At 45.0% G+C, this 20557-nt stretch carries 17 protein-coding genes; 8 read left to right on the top strand and 9 right to left on the bottom strand.

Going from position 1 to position 20557, the window contains the following annotated elements:
* Positions 1-441: 441 nt before the first annotated feature.
* From J8Z23_RS17770 to J8Z23_RS17760, 3 genes are all read right to left on the bottom strand, one after another.
* Entirely contained in the window at positions 442-2202 is a 1761-nt protein-coding gene (locus J8Z23_RS17770) for an ABC transporter ATP-binding protein/permease (RefSeq protein ID WP_434635636.1), read from the bottom strand.
* 117 nt (positions 2203-2319) lie between these two features.
* Positions 2320-2847, bottom strand: a complete 528-nt coding sequence (locus J8Z23_RS17765; protein WP_268978857.1) for a carboxypeptidase-like regulatory domain-containing protein — start codon at positions 2845-2847, stop codon at positions 2320-2322.
* A 251-nt stretch (positions 2848-3098) separates the two neighbouring features.
* Positions 3099-3713 carry a 3'-5' exonuclease gene (locus J8Z23_RS17760; RefSeq protein ID WP_256955342.1) on the bottom strand — a complete coding sequence of 205 codons (615 nt, stop codon included), beginning with the start codon at positions 3711-3713 and terminating at the stop codon, positions 3099-3101.
* A gap of 195 nt (positions 3714-3908) precedes the next feature.
* On the opposite strand from J8Z23_RS17760, the gene J8Z23_RS17755 reads away from it, so the two are divergent.
* Complete coding sequence (locus J8Z23_RS17755) at positions 3909-4169, top strand: DUF5062 family protein (protein ID WP_005376453.1); 261 nt, start codon at positions 3909-3911, stop codon at positions 4167-4169.
* Between the two features lie 241 nt (positions 4170-4410).
* Complete coding sequence (locus J8Z23_RS17750) at positions 4411-4905, top strand: YcxB family protein (RefSeq protein WP_164665591.1); 495 nt, start codon at positions 4411-4413, stop codon at positions 4903-4905.
* Between the two features lie 119 nt (positions 4906-5024).
* Here J8Z23_RS17750 and J8Z23_RS17745 read toward each other — a convergent pair whose 3' ends face one another.
* Both J8Z23_RS17745 and J8Z23_RS17740 read right to left on the bottom strand, forming a co-directional pair.
* A complete protein-coding gene (locus J8Z23_RS17745; protein ID WP_203586289.1) occupies positions 5025-5765 on the bottom strand; it encodes a helix-turn-helix domain-containing protein in 741 nt (246 codons plus the stop codon).
* A gap of 105 nt (positions 5766-5870) precedes the next feature.
* Positions 5871-6332 carry a carboxymuconolactone decarboxylase family protein gene (locus tag J8Z23_RS17740; protein WP_301659008.1) on the bottom strand — a complete coding sequence of 154 codons (462 nt, stop codon included), beginning with the start codon at positions 6330-6332 and terminating at the stop codon, positions 5871-5873.
* Positions 6333-6573: 241 nt separating this feature from the next.
* Here J8Z23_RS17740 and J8Z23_RS17735 point away from each other — a divergent pair, with 241 nt between their 5' ends.
* A complete protein-coding gene (locus J8Z23_RS17735) occupies positions 6574-6975 on the top strand; it encodes a VOC family protein (RefSeq protein ID WP_139061003.1) in 402 nt (133 codons plus the stop codon).
* Between the two features lie 244 nt (positions 6976-7219).
* Here J8Z23_RS17735 and gcvP read toward each other — a convergent pair whose 3' ends face one another.
* From gcvP to J8Z23_RS17720, 3 genes are all read right to left on the bottom strand, one after another.
* Positions 7220-10084 (bottom strand): aminomethyl-transferring glycine dehydrogenase, encoded by a 2865-nt coding sequence (gene gcvP / locus J8Z23_RS17730; protein WP_046876055.1) that lies wholly within the window; start codon positions 10082-10084, stop codon positions 7220-7222.
* Positions 10085-10212: 128 nt separating this feature from the next.
* The gene (gene gcvH / locus J8Z23_RS17725; RefSeq protein WP_046876056.1) at positions 10213-10593 is read right to left on the bottom strand and encodes a glycine cleavage system protein GcvH; all 381 of its coding nucleotides are present in this window, start codon (positions 10591-10593) and stop codon (positions 10213-10215) included.
* 53 nt (positions 10594-10646) lie between these two features.
* Positions 10647-11942, bottom strand: coding sequence for a serine hydroxymethyltransferase (locus J8Z23_RS17720; RefSeq protein ID WP_434635629.1), 1296 nt, complete (start codon positions 11940-11942; stop codon positions 10647-10649).
* A 377-nt stretch (positions 11943-12319) separates the two neighbouring features.
* On the opposite strand from J8Z23_RS17720, the gene J8Z23_RS17715 reads away from it, so the two are divergent.
* Positions 12320-12943, top strand: a complete 624-nt coding sequence (locus J8Z23_RS17715; RefSeq protein ID WP_005395176.1) for a helix-turn-helix domain-containing protein — start codon at positions 12320-12322, stop codon at positions 12941-12943.
* A 260-nt stretch (positions 12944-13203) separates the two neighbouring features.
* A complete protein-coding gene (gene gcvT / locus J8Z23_RS17710) occupies positions 13204-14322 on the top strand; it encodes a glycine cleavage system aminomethyltransferase GcvT (RefSeq protein ID WP_434635628.1) in 1119 nt (372 codons plus the stop codon).
* 133 nt (positions 14323-14455) lie between these two features.
* Here the strand turns inward: gcvT and vdeR are convergent, their stop codons facing one another.
* The gene (gene vdeR, locus J8Z23_RS17705) at positions 14456-15184 is read right to left on the bottom strand and encodes an efflux transporter transcriptional repressor VdeR (protein WP_006742273.1); all 729 of its coding nucleotides are present in this window, start codon (positions 15182-15184) and stop codon (positions 14456-14458) included.
* Positions 15185-15344: 160 nt separating this feature from the next.
* On the opposite strand from vdeR, the gene J8Z23_RS17700 reads away from it, so the two are divergent.
* From J8Z23_RS17700 to J8Z23_RS17690, 3 genes are read left to right on the top strand one after another with little or no spacing between them, the layout of a single operon-like run.
* On the top strand, positions 15345-16418 hold the full coding sequence (locus J8Z23_RS17700; protein ID WP_074190630.1) for an efflux RND transporter periplasmic adaptor subunit: 1074 nt from the start codon (positions 15345-15347) through the stop codon (positions 16416-16418).
* Positions 16418-17479 (top strand): efflux RND transporter periplasmic adaptor subunit, encoded by a 1062-nt coding sequence (locus J8Z23_RS17695; protein ID WP_268978864.1) that lies wholly within the window; start codon positions 16418-16420, stop codon positions 17477-17479. The genes J8Z23_RS17700 and J8Z23_RS17695 overlap by 1 nt, the downstream gene beginning before the upstream one ends.
* Positions 17479-20538 carry an efflux RND transporter permease subunit gene (locus J8Z23_RS17690; protein ID WP_074190632.1) on the top strand — a complete coding sequence of 1020 codons (3060 nt, stop codon included), beginning with the start codon at positions 17479-17481 and terminating at the stop codon, positions 20536-20538. The genes J8Z23_RS17695 and J8Z23_RS17690 overlap by 1 nt, the downstream gene beginning before the upstream one ends.
* Positions 20539-20557 lie beyond the last annotated feature (19 nt).

The following is a 20557-nucleotide window of genomic DNA, read 5'->3' as shown; positions in this document are numbered from 1 at the left end:
AGACAAAACGCGGTGAATTTTTACAGTGGTAATTTCCTATTTTTGAAACCTAACTTGTTACAAATGAAGTTGATTGGATTTTATATGGTACTTGGGGATGAGTGTTTCTAGTTGAAGGGAGAGTACGTACGCTGGTTACTGGATTCTTACCTGAGTTCCTGTATTAAAAGGAGAACCACTTGGTTTTTAATGCCGCTCGTTTAACTGCGAGTGGCATCTTTTTGTATTTCGTCATCTTGTACAGCGACGAAGGTGCGTGATATAGGATCTTCTATCCTAGCTCTTTATGGTCAAAATTGTCTCTTTAACCACTCCTCAGCACGTTGCTATTAGATTCCTAGTCTCGCCAAGGCTCGCTGGAATGACACAAAAACATCGTTAAGCTATTGGCATTAAATCACTTGGTCCGTTTTTGCTTATTCTTGAGGGCTTAGCTAGGCGTTACTCTAAGTGCTTAAATTGTAACGCCACGAGTCGCTGATACAACTCACAGCTTTGCATTAATGATTGGTGGTTACCAACATCGACTAACTCACCATTGTCCAGCACCGCTATTTTATCCGCATGTTGGATAGTCGAAAGGCGATGAGCAATGATAAGTGTTGTGCGTCCTTTCATCAGTGCTTCAAGTGCTTGCTGAACGTGATGTTCACTTTCACTATCAAGGGCGCTGGTAGCTTCGTCTAGTAGTAAGATTTTTGGATCTTTTAGAATCGCGCGGGCAATCGCAATGCGCTGCTTTTGACCACCTGATAGTCTAACGCCGCGCTCGCCTAAAAAGCTGTGATAGCCTTCGGGAAGCTTCTCAATAAACTCATGGACATGAGCTTTTTTGGCGGCTTCGATGACTTGTTCATCCGTGGCTTCTGGATTGCCGTAGCGAATATTGTGGAACACATCATGGCTAAACAGCGCTGGCTGTTGTGGTACGAGTGCCATTTGGCGTCGAAGCTCTTTTGGGTCGAACTGTCGAATATCTTCGCCACCAAACAACACTTGCCCCTGTTGTGGGTCATAAAAGCGTTGCAGCAATTCGAATAGTGTTGTTTTACCTGCACCAGAAGGGCCAACCAACGCCAATACTTTGCCTTGTTCTGCGGTTAGATTTAATTCTTTGATAGCTGGTTGATTTGGGCGAGAAGGGTAGTTGAAACTCACCGAATTAAAGTTAACCTCAGCAGGTATGTCCGGACGGACAGGCAAATAGTTGCTTGGCGCTTTAATATCGCTGTCTACTTGAAGAATCTCAATCAGTCGCTCGGTAGCACCTGCGGCTCTTTGCAGTTCACCCATGACTTCGGAAATGGTTGCAGTCGATGAGGCAACCATAATGGCGTAAAACACAAACGCTGCTAGGTCTCCCGCAGACATCTTTCCGTGAATCACATCTCTGCCGCCAACCCAAAGCATGCCTGCAATTGCGCTGAACACAATCACAATAACGCCTGATATCAGGATTGCGCGTTGTTTTACTCTCTGTCTGCCCACTTCATACGCTTTTTCCACCTCGACAGCGAAAGCCGCTCGTTCGTACGGCTCTGAGCTAAAACTTTGCACGGTTTTAATATGTTCTATCGCTTCACCTGCGTAGCTGCCGACATCGGCCATTGAGTCTTGACTTTGGCGAGAGAGCGCACGCACGCGTCGTCCATAAAACAAAATCGGAACCAAAACCAAAGGCACAGAAGCAAGCACAATCAGCGTGAGCTTAACGTTGGTGGCAAACAACATTATGATGGCCCCAAAGCACATCAAAGCGCTACGCATCGCCATCGAGAACGATGAACCAATAATGCTTTGCAGCAACGTGGTATCGGTAGTCAGGCGCGACATAATATCGCCGCTACTGTTGGTCTCAAAATAGCTCGGATGCAGCGTAATCACATGGTTAAACACTGAAAGGCGAATATCCGCACTGACGCGCTCACCTACGGAAGAGACAAGGTAAAAGCGAAAGAAGGTCCCAATGGCAATACACAATGTGACACCGACAATAAACTGAATCGCATTGGTAAGCTCTTGCAATGATTGCTGAGCAAAGCCTTGGTCGATAAGAATACGTACTCCATAGCCAACGGATAACGTCAAACTTGCCGTCGCGACAAGGGCAACCAAAGCCGCCGCAACCCGCCATTTATAAGGTGCAATAAAGGTGTTGAGTTTAAGAAGAATGCTGAGATTTTTGTTATTTTTTCTGCTCATGAGTGACTCACAAAGCGTTTTCGGTAACTGGCATAGTAAGCCAGTTTTGTAGGGGAGACCAGCGAACTGCCGCTTTCGGATTAGGACGTTGAGGAGTTTGATAGAGTAAGCAATACTCTATCTGTTTACTTTTAAGTAATCACTTAAGTCACATTGACTACTTACGGAATCCCCATGGGATTGAAATTCAAACTTTCTGATGGGATTGGTGGCTTCGCAGTTTAAATTAGACATATTTACTCTTTCCTTCACACCGATGACGTGATGCCTGAAAATTCCTTTCCAAATAACAACCTTTTGATTAGCAACGGTTGTAGTCACTTCTACGCTGCATATTGTTTGAAATAGACCATCGAAAATACTTAGAACTTTGTTCCTTTTTCTGAAAACAGGATCAAACTTGAATTCCCCATTTGTATTAGTGGTGAAGCTACGTTCGAAAGAACGATTTGCTGACCGAATATTAAGTACTACATTTGCATTTTTTATGGGAGTATCGTTCTTCGTAATACGTCCTTTTATACTTGGTGTAAATTCTTGAGCTTCCTTACCAAAAAATAAAAAGCCAACAGCAAAAGCAGAAATCAGTACGAGTATGAGTAAAGCTGCAAATTGTTCTAAGAACAGAAAAACATTGTTGATCATAGCTTATAAATCAGTAGTCAGTGAATACACCTCGAATTGTTGCGTATTGTCTTGAGTGACTATAGCGAGTATCTAAATCGGTGAGACATAATTCACGATTTTTTAGGAGTTTTGGAGGATAGAGTGATCTAGCCAACCTTTGTTTTGAATAAGAAGCACTGCGATATTCACTGATATAACTAATATCGCATGTATATCGAAAATCACTTAAACGTCTAAGAGACTAGAATCAGATTTTAGTTGGGAGGGTGTTAAGCACGGCTTTTGGCGAGTAGCAGGTCGACTTTTCCTTTGGCTGTTTTACTAACCGTTTGCATCAACTGAAAACTTGGTTTTGCGACGCCTAAGTTTTCTATCCCTTCGACCATTAAGAGCCAAAGCTTGGCCGTCATTTGTGCATCGGCTAGTGCGCGGTGAAAAACACCGTCGTTGTCGATATTTTTATAGCGAACAAGTTCACCTAGCTTGTGTGATGGGGCATCTTGAATGAGCCGTCTTGCTACCAGCAAGGAGCAAGCAAACTCACCCGAATAACCACAGTTGATTCGTTCAAGCTCTGCATCTAAAAATCGTTTATCGAAAGACGCGTTGTGAGCGATAAGGTTCTCGCCAGCAATGAACTCACTAAATGACGCCATTACCTCTTCGCAGCTTGGTGCCGAACGTAACATATTGTTGGTAATGCCGGTATAGTTCTCAATGAAAGAGCTCACTCTGAAACCGGGATTCATGAGTTGCTGAAAACTATCAACAACCTCGCCATCGACTAACTTTACCGCACCAATTTCTATTGCGCGATCACCTAAAGTAGGAGAGAGACCTGTGGTTTCAAAGTCGAGTACGACCACAGAGTTTGCTTGAGGCATAAAATTTTCCAGCTGAGTAATATTGCGCAAGAGTATTATCGAAAGTGACAGAAAAAGAAAGGCGAACCAATTGGTATATCTTTGTCGATGTAGATTCCAAAAAATCGACGCTACGTAATCAATATGAGAGTTTTATAACACGTTATTGGCGATACTTAATGTATTCTTAGCCGAAGCGAAGAAGAGGATTTATCAATGTCAAAAAGCTCCAAGCTTCACAATGAAGACAAACTGGTCAAGAAGGCACTAGAGATTGGTGGGAAGATGGCGAAACTACAAGGTTTTGACCTTCCACAGTCACCACAACCTCTGAGAGTAAAAGCGATTTACCTATTCTTGGTCGATGCAAAACAGATAACACCACTACCGGAAAGTAAGCTAGACGGCGCAAGCATCAAACACCGACTGGCAGTATGGATACACAGTGCATTGCCAGACAACGACCCTCTAAAGTAGAAAACTCAAGAAGTCACATAGGTCATTACTTAACACAGGCCATTAATTAACAAGGCGAGCCAAATGGTTCGCCTTGTTTGATCTTGGCGAGTGCACCGAGGTCTTTTTTGCGTGGCGGTATCATTGATTTACAAAACAGAATCAAAAGGACTAAAGATAAATCCCGAGAAGCGCTACAATGCAGGCGTTGCGAGAGTGCAACCAAGATTACTCATTTACAGAAGCCTTGAAGTAACCATACATGTCTAAAGATTTCGAATTCACTACAGAATACATACTCGACAAATCTTTCTTTGCTGAGTGTTATGATCAAACTAGCCAGCGAACGAAGTTCCCACAAGCGTACTTAAAAGGGATACTGTTTCTTATCTTTGGTGTGGTTTTATTGGAGTTTGAACTGCTACCTAACGGTTATGTCGGTTGGTTCTTTATCGTATTGAGTGTGATTGAAGCGTGCAGCGTTTACTTCAAAAGAACTTGGTGGCTGTGGCGTCAAACCATCAGTTCAAGCCGTGGCAGTAAAGTGGCTTTTGAAGTGAATGCAGATGGCGTGCGCTACAAAAGTGGTAAAGTTGACCGCAGCCTCGCTTGGAATGATATCGACCAACTCGAACAAACTGATTTGGGCTTTATCCTTCACCTTGGTAAACAGCGCCAATACATCAGCAAATCCTGCTTAAACGAAGAAGTGATCGCGTTTATGGTAGAACAGCACGCGGCATCAAAAGCGAGCTAACAAATTCACATCAAGCTGGAATGAGCGATCTAAAAAGTAGGTGATATATGATCGAACATCATAACAAGTGCTTGGTTGATTCTGAATCAACTGGGTTTGATGTACAAAGCTAAAAAGGTTTAGAGATTTCTCTTTCGGAGAAACTGCTTCGGTGTCATGCGCGCAATCTGCTTACATTCTCTAGTCATGTGTGCTTGATCAGAAAAACCTTGCTCCAGCGCCAACTCCGATAAAGTAAGATCGGGTTGCGCTCGGAGTAGTTCTAAAGTGTGCTTCACTCGTTTAATACGTTGGTAATGTTTAGGAGTAATCCCCAACCATTTCTGAAAATTGCGCTCTCTCTGGCGCTGACTGAGCGTCCCTGTAGGCTGGTCAATGATGTGGCGGACGTACTGTGGTTCATATTCCTCAATCAGTGCTTGAACCCAGCGATACAAAGTAGAAATCCTTGCAGACGGCGAACGCGCTGTTTGCAGAGACTCAAATGTTGCTAGCGCAGAAGAAGCCAAAGGGTGGTCATCTTGAATCCGCAATAGCTGTTCTAGGCGTTTACCAAATAGTTGATAACCAACTGCAGGATGAAAGCGTACGCCAGTCATCACCGCGCCTGGCGGTAGGCAGACTTGATGTGCCAGAATGCTCACAGGTAGTAGGACAACCCCTGGCGTTTGCCACTCACCATCCATTTGTACTTCATTCTGTAAAATGAATACCACACCTGTACCAGCATCACTGAGTAATTGTTTACGTACGGTTTGCGTCGTATCAGGTTTGACGGATGCTGACCAAATGGCTTGAACATAGCCAGCTAAAGCCTTTTGAGGTTTTAAAATATCAAATTCTAAGTTCAAATGAATCATCCTATTTAACCTCAACTTAAAATGAGATAGTGATACACATGTACTTTTCATCATATTAAGTTGAGGTATAAGCAGTGACTTATAAGTAAAAACTGTCAGATAGAATTATCTAGGCTTATAGTCTCCAACCTTTGGCTTAAATGCCTTAACTATTCGGTTCCAACTATTGATCGCGTTGATCGCAATTGTTAGGTTGACCATAGCTTCTTCTCCGAAGGTATTCAAGGTCAGCTGATAGGTATCATCATCTACTGGTAGGCCAGCAGTTAGTAATTCAGCCCAGCCTAGTGCAATGTGTTCTGCATCGCTGTAGAATGGCATATCTCTCCATGCACTAAGCCCCCATATGCGTTCCGGCTTTTCACCTAACTTAAGCGCATCTTTACTATGCATGTCGATACAAAATGCACATTGATTGATTTGCGATATGCGTAACTTAACCAGTTCCCATATGATCATGTTCATGGTTTCTGATTGGCTAAATTGTTCATGGAAGTAAGCTTCCTGAGCGTACAGGATTTCTATTGCCTTTGGCGCTACTTCAATATAGTTGAGTCGTTTTTTCATGGTCATTCTCCTCTGTTTTTCACATAATAAAAAACGCTCTTAGCAAAAGATTGAAGATTTTCGACATGCACTCAATAAAGTTAGATAAAGGAGTGAACGAAGAAAGCGAAAAAGGATGTCTATTTGATGCTATGCGTAAACATTTGTATTGTGTGCCTTACACTTTTGCAAGGCGTTACGTGCTTTCTAGAAAAGCCTCAAAATAGCGTACAATTAGCGTTTTGACACAGCGGAAATCATCATGTCCAAAACTGTTCAGCAGCAAATCGGAAACATTGCTCTAGTCGTTGAAAATTACGACGATGCTATCGAATTTTATACTCAAAAACTTCAATTCACCCTGGTTGAAGATACCAGCCTAGGTGGTGGTAAACGCTGGGTTCAAGTTTCTCCTCCAAACTCCAATGGTACAAACCTTCTTTTGGCTCAAGCGAGTACACCGGAGCAAACGCACGCAGTAGGAAATCAAACAGGTGGTCGTGTTTTCTTGTTCCTGCAAACTAATGATTTCTGGCGTGACTATGAGTTGATGAAGAAAAATGGTGTTGTATTTAATGAAGAGCCTCGTGTCGAAGAATACGGAACAGTGGTGGTGTTCCAAGATCTCTATGGTAATAAATGGGACTTACTGCAACTGAACTGAGAAACTACATAGCACCTGCATAACATAGTGTTCATGAGGAGTATCCAACCAGCCTTTAAGGCTCTGAGATATTAGTGCTAATTCAGAGGTTCTTAGAAGTCACTGTATCTCTAAATCACTTTTGCGCAAGCAATAAGTAGTCATCATTCCTCCACGATAGATCAACACATTTCAGGACGGCACACCATAAACAAAAAAGGCGAACCAAACGGTTCGCCTTTGTCTATTTAGATGCTACCAAAAATTAATCTTCGTAGTTATCGATGCTTGGGCACGAGCAGATTAGGTTACGGTCGCCGTATACGTTATCTACGCGGTTTACTGTTGGCCAGTACTTCCAAGATTTGGTCGCTTTAGAAGGGAAGCAGCCAAGCTCGCGAGAGTAAGGACGGTCCCACTCTTCAGCAGAAAGGTCAACTTGCGTGTGTGGCGCATTAACGAGAGGGTTGTTCTCTAGTGGCCATTCACCGTTTTTCACTTTTTCCATTTCTTCGCGGATAGCGATCATCGCATCACAGAAGCGGTCTAGCTCTTCTAGATCCTCCGATTCCGTTGGCTCAACCATTAGCGTACCCGCTACAGGGAACGACATAGTTGGTGCGTGGAAACCGTAGTCCATTAGACGCTTCGCAATGTCTTCTTCGCTGATGCCTGTTTCTTCTTTCAGTGGACGAATGTCGATAATACATTCGTGCGCTACACGACCATTTTTGCCACGGTAAAGAACAGGGTAGTGTTGGCGAAGTGTTTCCATCACGTAGTTTGCGTTCAGAATTGCTACTTTTGTTGCATCTGTTAGGCCTGCTTCGCCCATCATTGCGATGTAAGCCCAAGAGATCGGTAGGATAGAAGCGCTACCCATATCTGCTGCTGATACTGCAAAATCTTCGCCTTCTACGCCGTCTTCAATATGGCCTGGTAGGAAAGGCGCTAGGTGAGATTTCACACCGATAGGACCCATACCCGGACCGCCACCACCGTGCGGGATGCAGAAGGTTTTGTGTAGGTTTAGGTGAGAAACGTCTGAACCAATAAAGCCTGGTGATGTTAGACCAACCTGCGCGTTCATATTAGCTCCGTCTAGGTAAACCTGACCGCCAGCGGCATGAACCATTTCACACACTTCTTTCACTTTCTCTTCGTAAACGCCGTGCGTAGAAGGGTAAGTGATCATAATGCTTGATAGGTTGTCTTTGTGCTTCTCGATTTTCGCTGCTAGGTCGTCGATGTCGATGTTGCCTTCTTCATCACACTTAACCACGACAACTTTCATTGACACCATAGATGCTGTCGCAGGGTTAGTACCGTGCGCAGAGCTTGGGATCAAACATACGTTGCGGTGACCTTCGCCACGGCTTTCGTGGTAACGTTGAATAGCGATAAGACCTGCATACTCACCAGATGCACCAGAGTTTGGCTGAAGTGAGAATGCGTCGTAGCCTGTGATCTCACAAAGCTTCTCTTTTAGATCTTTCGCTAGTGCTGCATAGCCCGCCGCTTGTTCTGCTGGCGCGAATGGGTGGATAGAACCAAACTCTGGCCAAGTGATTGGGATCATCTCTGCTGCTGCGTTCAGCTTCATCGTACAGCTGCCTAGTGGGATCATGCCGTGCGTTAGCGAGAAGTCTTTGTTCTCTAGCTGTTTCAGGTAACGCATCATTTGCGTTTCGCTATGGTGCGTATTGAATACAGGGTGAGTCAGGTATTCTGTTGTGCGGCGTAGCGCTTCTGGAATTGCCGCAAACTCGTTGCCTGCGATTTCCGTCGATAGTGCTGCTACGTCTTCTTTTACACCAAAGACTGCAAATAGTGCTTCTACATCAGCGACCGTGGTTGTTTCGTCACAGCTAATACCTAGCTTGCCAGGTAGTAGACGTAGGTTAATGTCTGCTGAAAGTGCTTTTGCGTAAAGCTCTTCTGTTTTTGAACCTGTGTTGATCGTGATGGTATCGAAGAAGCTGTTATGAGCAAGTTCAAAGCCGCCTTTGGTTAGGCCAGCGGCGATAATCGCAGTCATATGGTGTGTACGGCGAGCAATAGTGCGTAGACCTTCTGCGCCGTGGTAAACCGCGTAGAAAGACGCCATGTTCGCTAGCAATGCTTGAGCGGTACAGATGTTCGATGTCGCTTTTTCGCGGCGGATATGCTGCTCACGAGTTTGCATTGCCATGCGCAGTGCTTGGTTACCGTTGGTATCGATAGAAACACCGATAACACGACCTGGCATGGTACGCTTGTGTTTGTCACGCGTTGCCATGAATGCTGCGTGTGGACCGCCGTAACCCATAGGAACGCCAAAACGTTGTGCAGAACCGATTGCTACGTCTGCGCCCATTTCACCAGCAGGCTTCAATAGGGTAGAAGCAAGCAGGTCAGTCGCAACAGTGACAAGCGTTTTGTTTGCTTGCGCTTTTGCGATGATGTCCGTTAGGTCACGAACTTCACCTGTTGTGCTTGGGTATTGAACTAAAGCGCCGAACACGTCTTGCTCTGGTAGGGATTCTAGCGAACCAACCAGAACTTCAAAGCCGATGAATTTTGCACGAGTTTTTACTACTTCTAGCGTTTGTGGGTGAACATCGTCAGCCACAAAGAATACGTTACTCTTGCTCTTACCTGCGCGCTTACACAGAGTCATTGCTTCTGCTGCCGCTGTTGCTTCGTCTAGCAATGAGGCGTTCGCGATTTCCATACCAGTTAGGTCGATGATCATTTGTTGGAAGTTTAAAAGGGCTTCCAAGCGACCTTGAGAAATTTCAGGTTGGTAAGGTGTGTAAGCGGTATACCAGCCAGGGTTTTCTAGCACGTTACGTAGAATGACGTTTGGAGTAAACGTGTTGTAGTAGCCCTGGCCAATGAATGTACGTTTAATTTGGTTTTGTTTAGCAAACTGCTTCATCGTCACTAGCATGTCTGCTTCGCTTTTCGCTTCTGCCAACGTCATTGGTTGTTCTAGGCGAATTTGTGCAGGCACGGTTTCTTCGATGAGGGCGTCAAGGCTTACCGCGTTGATGGCATCCAACATTTTTTGTTGGTCTGATTTGCTTGGTCCGTTGTGGCGTCCAACGAACTCATTTTGTGTGCTGAGGCTTTGAAGTAATTCAGTCATTGTCCTTTACCTACTCCTTGGCTCGGGTAACGGAAATGGTCGTTAGTGACACATTTAATTATACGTCCGAACCTAGAAAAAAAGCTGCTCTCTAAACAGGCTAGGGAACAGCTTTCGTCACATCCTAATTACTCTTCTTCGATAGAGTTTAGGTATTCTTCCGCGTCTTTTAAGTCATCCAACTCAGATGGGTTTGAAAGCTTCACTTTCACAATCCAACCACCTTCGTACGGTTCTTCGTTGATTAGCTCTGGGCTGTCTTCTAGTTCTTCGTTGATTTCTACGATTTCACCGGTAACAGGAGAGTAGATATCTGACGCTGCTTTTACAGACTCAACCAAAGAGAAGCTTTCACCTGCTTCTACTTCATCTTCTACGTCTGGTAGGTCAACGAATACTACGTCACCCAACATTTCTTGCGCATGCTCAGAAATACCAAGTGTTACTGTGCCGTCACCGTTGTCACGTACCCACTCGTGGCTATCTGTAAACTTCAGTGTTTTGTCCATTGCTTAATCTCCAAATAACTTGTCAGGAATTATTGTGATTTTTAAAAAATCGTTTATTGGTAAAGAGGGAAGCGACTGCAAAGTTCTTTTACTTCTTTGCGAACGCGTTTTTCAACGTCTGCGTCACCTTCTGGGTTGTTCACCAAACCATCCAGCACGTCACCTATCCAATTACCGATGAGTTTGAATTCTTCAGCGCCAAAGCCGCGGCTTGTACCCGCAGGCGTTCCTAAACGGATGCCCGATGTAATCATAGGCTTCTCTGTATCGAATGGGATGCCATTTTTGTTACATGTGATCCCAGCACGTTCTAGAGCTTCTTCTGCTTTGTTGCCTTTCAAGCCTTTAGGGCGAAGGTCAACCAGCATTAGGTGCGTGTCTGTGCCACCAGTTACGATGTCGCAACCGCGAGTTTGCAATACTTCCGCTAGGACTTTTGCGTTATTGATCACCGAATCAATATAAGTTTTAAATTCAGGGCCAAGCGCCTCTCCAAATGCAACCGCTTTTGCTGCGATAACGTGCATTAGTGGGCCGCCTTGTAGGCCAGGGAATACGGCGGAGTTGATTTTCTTAATGATGTCTTCGTGGTTAGTCAGGATCATACCGCCGCGAGGGCCACGCAATGTTTTGTGTGTTGTGGTTGTCACAACATGCGCATGTGGCAATGGGCTAGGGTGTGCACCTGTTGCGATAAGGCCAGCAATGTGCGCCATATCGACCATAAGAATTGCGCCAACTTCGTCAGCGATTTCACGGAACTTAGCAAAATCGATAACGCGTGGAATAGCACTGCCACCCGCGATGATCATCTTTGGTTTGTGTTCTATTGCAAGTGCACGAACGTCGTCGTAGTTGATTTCCAGTGTTTCGCGATCAACGCCGTATTGAACTGCGTTAAACCATTTACCAGAAAGTGCTGGGCGTGCACCGTGTGTTAGGTGGCCACCAGCGTCCAAAGACATGCCAAGAATGGTGTCACCTGGTTGAAGAAGAGCCAGCTTCACCGCACCATTTGCTTGAGCGCCTGAGTGAGGTTGAACGTTTGCGTATTCGCAACTAAAAAGTTTTTTCGCGCGTTCGATAGCAATGGCTTCCACTGTATCTACGTGCTCACAACCACCGTAGTAACGACGACCTGGATAACCTTCAGCGTATTTGTTAGTTAGGCATGTGCCTTGAGCTTGCATTACCGCTTTAGAAACAATGTTCTCAGAAGCGATAAGTTCGATTTGTTCGTTTTGGCGAGCGGATTCCGCCTGAATTCCAGCAAAGACAGCATCATCTGTCGCAGAGAGGTTGGTAGAGAAAAAGTTTTCCAAGCTGTGGTTAGGGTAACTCTTATTCATGGTAGTTGACCTTCCAAATCTTAAAATGAACCCGCAATAGATGAATTATGATTTGCGGTTGTGGTTCATTTGTCCTCAAAACAGCTGAACTGCATAGCAGAACAGAGTGAACATCCGGCCCTAAATGTGGGCAAAAACTCCGTCGGATTGCGTGTTTCCTTTACCAATCTCTTACGGAAATATGCATCTCTACATCTAACAAGTTGGTAACATAGCGCCTGCGGCGGGAACAATCAACCAAAAATTTCCTATAGGAAACAAGATTTCAAAAATTGTTAACAAGAGCACGGTTTAATTCACTTGGTGGACTTTTATCCACTATGTGCTTCATGCACAATGCGAGTAGGACAAAAATAAGGATATCTATAGAGGGATTTATGGCAGAAAGTATTTACGATGAATACCCATCGATGACGTTAGCGAAAGAGCAAAATGATCAAAATATCGAGCCGTTAAAGCTGGGTCAGCGTATCAAGGATATCCGCTCAAAACTTGGTATTACACTAGAAGAAGCCAGTCAGCGAACAGGGCTTGCTCGTTCTACACTAAGTAAAATAGAAAATGAGCAGATCTCTCCGACATTTCAAGCAATGCAAAAATTGGCGCTTGGTTTACAAATTGATATGCCGCAACTCTTTGAACCGCCTAGAAAAAAAGTTGCAACAGGGCGTAGAGATGTTACCAAGAAGAATGAAGGTAAACCACACCCAACGCAAACTTATGAACATGAGCTGCTTGCTACTCAACTTTCCAATAAGAAAATGATGCCGTTTAAGAGCCAAATTCGTGCTCGCAGTTTTGATGAATACAAAGACTGGGTTCGTCATGATGGTGAAGAATTTCTGCTTATCTTATCTGGTGAGGTCATGTTCTATTCTGAGTTCTATGAACCTGTTGTTCTAAGCGAGGGCGACAGCGTCTATTACGATGCGAACATGGGACATATGTTGACCAGTGTTAGCGAGGAAGATGCGCACATTTTGTGGGTGACAGCCAAATAGTGATAAATAGTTGTAAATTTCCTATAGTGAAAGCAAACGATTGCTCTCGGTGGTCGTTATGATGAAAAGGCGCTTTTTTGATGAGTACATACTCATTAAAGCGCTTTTTTTGTACGATTTGTTGTGATTAAAATGTTAAGAGTCACACTTTTGCAAGTCGATCTACGTCTTGTTCGTGCAAAATAGAATGAGCCGTGTTTATTATTGGAAACACATCGAATGCCGATAGCATTCTCGGGTCTATCTAAATGGAGACGAAAATGACTCAAGAACTACTGAAAACACCACTACACGCACTTCACGTTGAAGTTGGTGCCAAAATGGTCCCGTTCGCGGGTTACGATATGCCTGTTCAGTATCCTCTAGGCGTAAAAAAGGAACACTTACACACTCGTGATGCGGCAGGTCTGTTTGATGTTTCTCATATGGGACAACTTCGCCTAATTGGTGACGGTGCAGCTGCGTTCCTAGAAACATTAGTGCCAGTGGATATTGTGGATCTTGAGTCTGGTAAACAGCGTTATGCGTTCTTCACTAATGAAGAGGGCGGCATCATGGATGACTTGATGGTAGCGAACCTAGGCGATCATCTTTTTGTGGTTGTGAACGCGGCATGCAAAGAACAAGACATTGTACACCTACAAGCGCATTTGCCATCTGGTGTTGAGCTAGACATTATCGAAGACCGTGCTCTGCTTGCGATCCAAGGTCCTAAAGCGGCAGCTGTATTGGCGCGTTTTGCCTCAGAAGTTTCTGACATGCTGTTCATGGATATTCGTAAAGTCGATATTTTAGGCGCCGAATGCATTCTTTCTCGTAGCGGCTACACTGGCGAAGATGGTTACGAGATCTCGGTTCCTGCTGACAAGGCAGAAGAACTCGCACGTAAACTGACCGCGGAAGAGGAAGTTGAATGGATTGGCCTTGGTGCTCGTGATTCACTTCGTCTTGAGTGTGGTCTTTGCCTATACGGTCATGACCTAGACACAACAACTACGCCTGTAGAAGCAAGCTTGTTATGGGGCATCCAAAAGGTTCGTCGTATCGGCGGTGAACGTGAAGGTGGTTTCCCAGGTGCGGATATTATTCTTAAGCAGATCGAGACCAAAGATGTGGCGCGCAAGCGTGTCGGTTTGGTCGGCCAAACTAAAGCACCAGTCCGTGAAGGCGCGGAATTGTTTGATGCTGATGGCGTTAAAATTGGCGTTGTCACCAGCGGCACTGCGGGTCCAAATGCAGGTAAGCCTGTCTCAATGGGTTATGTGCGTGCTGATCTTGCTGCGATTGGTACCGAATTGTTCGCTGAAGTACGCGGAAAAATGCTACCAATGACGGTTGAGAAAATGCCGTTTGTACCGCAACGTTACTACCGCGGTTAGGTTACTCATTATTGTCATTCTTCGCGTATTCGCGAGGCAAGAAACAAGCAAAAATGCCGAGCTTTCTAGCTCGGCATTTTTATGTATATCGGCTTTATATATACGCTTGGAAGTTATCGTAGTTTCTGCAGCCTTATCCGACCGCTTTGTCGATTGTACAACACATGTCGATAACGATATCTTCAAGTTTTTCCGGATGAATCATGTCTTCTTTTGCAATCCCAAACTGAGACGCCATGATCGTATTGAACAGCTCCCAATGTTTGATCAGCATTTTTTCGCGATTATCAGCGATGTCAGGCCATGTCTCTTGCATCATCGGAGTAAGACTGATTGCACCATGTGCAAAAATCAACATCTGCCACTTTGATTCCCACTGATCAAATTGGGCGTTAGGGTTTTCACTGTTGTACTGCTCAAAAATTCCGGTAAATATCGCAGCAAACTCATCTTTTGACTTTAAGAAATACTGCAGCAGGGCACCATCATCGCCTTGGCGAATAGCATCAGCGATCATCTGTACTGGGTGAGGATTAACGAGCGCAAATGCCAGCATGCGAACCATGAACAGATAAATTTTTCTATTCGAAGGTGTGTTCTCAGGCATCTCATTGATTAATTCAGCCATATAGCACTGCATGAATTCATCCATCGCGTCGCTAACCGCTTGCCAAATCTTCTCTTTGCTGCCGAAGTGGTGACGGATCAAACTATGTGAAACACCAGCCTTTTCACTGATATTGCGCAGTGAGACACGCTCGTAACCAAGTTCACAAAACATATCTGCTGCCACCTTAAGGATCAGACACTTAGTTTGTTCTGCGGCTTCAGCACTTCTACGCCCCTGCTTTCTTTCATTCATAGTTCGAATTTTCCCGAATATTGATCAACGCGCTTACTTTTACCAGAAACCGGACGCTTTGACTAATTAATTTGCTTTCCACCTGGAAAATATGTTGATCAATTTCAAATTCTGCATATACTGCACAACTGTGTAATATATAAACCTACGGAGAAAGCGGGTGCGAAAACAATATTTAAAGCGCACTTTAGTTGGTGCTGTGGTGACATTAAGTCTCTCTGGCATGCTAACTGGGTGTAACAAAGCCATTTCCGAGCCGTCTGAACCTTTAATCAAACCTGTAAAATTACTGGCGGTGAAAGATCTAGAAGTTGAAGACTCGCATGCCTTTTTAGCGCGTATTGATGCGACACATCGCGCACAGCTTTCTTTTCAGGTGGGTGGTGAGGTCGATGAATTACTTGTTCGCATGGGCCAAGAGGTAAAAAAAGGTGAAGTGCTTGCAACGTTAGACCCTAAAGATCTTCAGCTTGCGTTAGACGCCTCTCAAGCACAATTCGCGTTAGCAAAAACGCAATGGGAGCGTGCGAAAAACCTTTATGGAAAAAAGCTGATTAGTACAGATGAGTACGACCAGAAAGAAACTCAATATAAAGCGGCATTGGCAAACTACGAACAAGCCAAAACAGACTTGAGTTATACCAAGATTCACGCGCCTTTTGATGGCATCGTGTCATACACCTATGTCAACCCGTTTCAAGTGGTCGCAGAGAAGCAAGAGATCCTGAATCTTATCGATAACACGACCTTAGATGTGTCGTTCACACTGCCAGTCAGTTATGCGGAATCCGTATCACTTGAGTCACTGCAAAATTCCGATATGTGGGTGACGATGGATAGCGAGCCAGGAAAACGTATCCCTGGAAAATTTAAAGAAATTTCGACTCAGCCAAATGTCGATACCAACAGTTATGAGGCGATCGTAACCATCACTCGACCAGAAGATCGCAATTTGCTAACAGGTATGACAGGGCAGGTGCACATAGCTAAACAACATCTATCGGACGCGATGACGTTGCCTCAATCTGCTTGGGTAAACAAAAAAGAGACGCAAGGCGAAGTGTGGGTAATGGACAGAAACACACAGCAAGTTAATAAAGTCACAGTGTCTCTTGATGCCTCTGGAGGTGTGAAAGCAGGGCTTGATAACAATGATTACGTTGTTGTTGCTGGCGTTGAGCGACTGGTCGAAGGACAAGTCGTGAAAGCTTGGGTTCGTGAGGGAGGCATTTAATGAAACGATCTCTATTTACGATCTCTGCAATTGCGCTTGCAGTTTTAACGGGTTGCAAAAATGAAAACCAAGCTGTCGTCGAGCAGCCGCTTTTTGTGTCGACTATCTCTGTGGATGCGCCGGTACAAAGCCAATATCGAGCTTTTAAAGGAATAGTTGTACCAGCAGAGCAAACACCTATGGCATTCCGCCGCGCGGGAGAAATTCAACACGTGTTGGTGAAAGCGGGCGACGTTGTTAAGCAAGGCCAAATGATCGCAAAGTTGGATGACAGTAAAGAAAAGCAAGCCGTAAATGACGCAGAAGCGCAATATACACTGGCGATTCGTCAGCTCAAACGCGGCGAAGACCTACACGCACGTCAGATGATCTCAAAGGCCGAGCTTGATGAGCTAACGGCTAATAAAGAGTTGGCAGAGGCTAATTTCTATAACGCCACCAATCAATTGAACTACACCCGTTTATTTGCCCCGTTCGCCGGTAAAGTGTCTGACGTTTTTAAAGAGCGTTTTGAACGTGTGGCAGTTGGGGAGCCGGTGTTGAACCTATATCAAAATGATTTGGTGTACGTGCGTATCGAGCTTTCCGACAATGTTCTCGCTATGGTGGACCCAAATTCAGACAACATGAGTTACAAGCCTAGAGCAACCTTCTCCGGCATTAGTGACACATTTGCTTTGGACTATTTAGAGCACACAAGTGAGCCTAACTCCGAAACTCAAACTTACGAAATGTATTTGACGATGCCACAGCCACAAGCAGAGATTCTACCGGGAACCAGCGTCAGTGTTCTGGTCGATATGGTGAAAGCGGGGATTACCTCCATCGATGGTTACAGTATTCCAGTAACGGCGCTTCAAGCGGGCAGCGAAGAGAATGAGTTCTTTGTATGGAAAAAAGAGGGTGACGTTGTCACTCAGGTACCTGTGATGATTTCTCAAGTGAATGGCAACGGAGCTATTGTGTCGTCGGGAGTTAAGGAAGGCGACGTTCTGATTAATTCAAACCTACGTAAATTACGTGAAGGGAAACATGTGGATGTTGTGGAGAATAAACAATAATGAACATTGCTGAGTACTCAATAAAAAATAAAGTCATCAGCTGGTTGTTCATTATTATCCTTGCTGTTGGTGGTCTAACGTCGTTTTTGGAGCTTGGGCGGCTAGAAGACCCGGCATTTACGATTAAAGATGCCATGATCATTTCAACATACCCTGGCGCGACGTCGAAAGAGGTTGAAGAAGAGCTGACGTACCCTTTAGAAAAAGAGATTCGAAAACTCCCTTATATAGACAAAATTACCTCTACGTCTTCTGATGGTATGTCTCAAATCACGGTCAGTATGGAAATGGACTATGGTCCTGATGAACTGCCGCAAATTTGGGATGAAATGCGCCGTAAAATTAATGACTTGCGACCAACTTTGCCTCAGGGCGTACAATCTTTGCAGATCATTGATGATTTCGGTGACGTTTATGGCGTGATGCTGATGCTCACTGGTGACGATTACGATTATGTCGAGCTAAAACGCTATGCTGATTACCTGACTCGTGAAATCGAGCTGGTTGATGGCGTAGGAAAGGTGGATATCACGGGCGATCAACAAGAAATGCTGTTTGTTGAGATCTCTCTTGACCGCCTTGCGGCATTGAACTTAGACATGAACGTGGTTGCGAGCTTGTTGAACCAACAAAACAATGTGGTTTCAGCAGGGGAAGTGATGGTCAATGGCGAAAGCCTTGTCATTCGTCCAAGTGGTACCTTAAACACCGTAGAAGCGCTAGAAAACTTGATCATTCATGGTCGTGACACTGGGAACCTAATTCGTCTAAAAGATGTAGCAACGATTTCTCGTGGTATCCAAGAGAAGCCAAGCAACGTCGTACTCTTTAACGGTCAAAAAGCAATTAATATCGGTATCTCGTTTGCGTCAGGTGTGAACGTGGTTGAGGTTGGCGAACGTTTGGATGCGGAGCTTGCGAGCCTTGAGTCTATCAAGCCTGCTGGCATCGATATGAACTACTTTTACAACCAAGCCAATGAAGTGGATGAGTCCGTTAAAGCGTTCGTAATTAGCCTAGCAGAGGCAGTGGCGATCGTTATCATCGTTCTGCTGTTTACGATGGGCTTACGCAGTGGTGTCATCATTGGCGTCGTGCTGTTATTGACGGTGTTCGGTACCTTCATCTTGATGAACTACAACAATATCGAGCTGCACCGTATTTCTCTTGGCGCGTTAATTATTGCTCTGGGTATGCTGGTTGATAACGCGATTGTGGTCGTGGAAGGCATCTTGGTTGGCCTAAAAAAAGGGCGCACTAAAGTTCAAGCGGCCGTCGATATTGTAAAGCAAACACAGTGGCCTTTGCTTGGCGCAACCATCATTGCGATTACGGCTTTTGCACCTATCGGTTTGTCGCAAGATGCAACGGGTGAGTTCATGGGCTCTCTATTCTGGGTGCTGTGTTTCTCACTATTTTTGAGCTGGATTACAGCTATTACGCTGACGCCATTCCTCGCAGATCTATTGTTGAAAGAAGAGGACAAGGGCCAAGATACTAACGAAGAAGATCCCTACAAAGGTTGGCTGTTTGTTGTATTTGGCGCATCGTTGAAATTCGCACTGCGATTCCGTTGGCTAACGGTTGCTGGCATGGTCGCGCTATTAGTGGGTGCTGTCGTGGCATTTGGTAATGTAAAACAGCAGTTCTTCCCACCATCGAACACGCCGATGTTTTACGTTGATATGTGGATGCCAGAAGGTACGGATATCCGCGAAACGATCAAAAAAGCCGAAGAAGTGGAAAGCTACATTCGTCAGCAAGACGATATTGACTTTGTTTCTGCTTCAATTGGGCAGGGTTTGCAGCGTTTTGCTCTTACGTATCAGCCAGAGAAAAGTTACGAAGCGTACGCCCAGTTCCAAGTTCGCGCCACTGATCGTGAGAGCATGTTCGGTTTGTTGCACAAGTTAGATGCTAACCTTGCGAAGACGTTTGATGCACCGACATTTCAATTTAAATTGATGGAATTTGGCCCTTCACCAGCGTCTAAGATCGAAGCGCGTATTACTGGTCCCGATCCACAAGTTTTACGTGATTTAGCGGTGCAAGTTGAAGACATCCTTCATACCGACCCTGGTGCCCGAAACATTCGTCATGATTGGCGAGAGCGTACTAAGGAGCTTGTGCCTGTTTTCAATGAGTCTAAAGCTCGCCGCTTAGGCATTTCGAAAGAAGATCTTTCAAGCACACTGCAAATGGCGTTTGGTGGTAGCACGTTGGGTTACTTACGTGATGGTACACACACTTTACCAATTATGACGCGCCTTCCTGAAGAAGAACGCGTGGACTTTGAATCACTACAAAACGTGACCATTTGGAGCCCATCACTGCAAACGTATATTCCGGTCGACCAAGTGATTGATGGCGTTAAATTGGATTGGAGCGAGCCGCTAATTCAGCGTCGTGACCGCAAGCGCACGTTAACTGTACTCGCTGACCACGATGTGTTGAGCGACGACACGGCGGCAAGCTTATTTGCGCGTGTGCAGCCTAAAGTGATGGCACTGCATATTCCAGAAGGTTACGAAATCACATGGGGTGGTGAGTATGAATCATCGAAAGATGCGCAAGAAGGTCTGTTTGGTTCGTTGCCGATGGGTTACTTGTTGATGTTCATCATTACTATTTTGCTGTTTAACTCAATTAAAAAGCCGTTGGTCATTTGGTTCACCGTGCCGTTGGCGATCATTGGTGTTGCCTTTGGTTTGCTTACCACTAATATGCCGTTCAGCTTTACAGCATTCCTTGGTTTGCTGAGCCTAAGTGGCATGATTTTGAAAAACGGTATTGTGTTGCTTGATCAAATTAACCTTGAGTTGGAATCAGGGAAAGAGCCTTACCTCGCGATTGTCGATAGTGCGATCAGTCGTGTTCGTCCGGTAAGTATGGCTGCTCTGACGACCATCTTGGGGATGATTCCACTCGTCTTCGATGCCTTCTTTGGATCGATGGCAATAACGATTATGGCAGGTCTTGGTTTTGCTACAGTACTGACACTGATTGTAGTGCCAGTGATGTTTGCGATTCTGTTTAGGGTAAAACCGACCACTGCATAGGGACTCCTGGCTATTTGCC

Origin of the sequence: Vibrio sp. SCSIO 43086, assembly GCF_051132235.1 — a bacterium.
GTDB lineage: Bacteria > Pseudomonadota > Gammaproteobacteria > Enterobacterales > Vibrionaceae > Vibrio > Vibrio diabolicus.
Note: the sequence above shows the minus strand (reverse complement) of the source record. Positions and strands in the feature narration are given on the sequence as shown.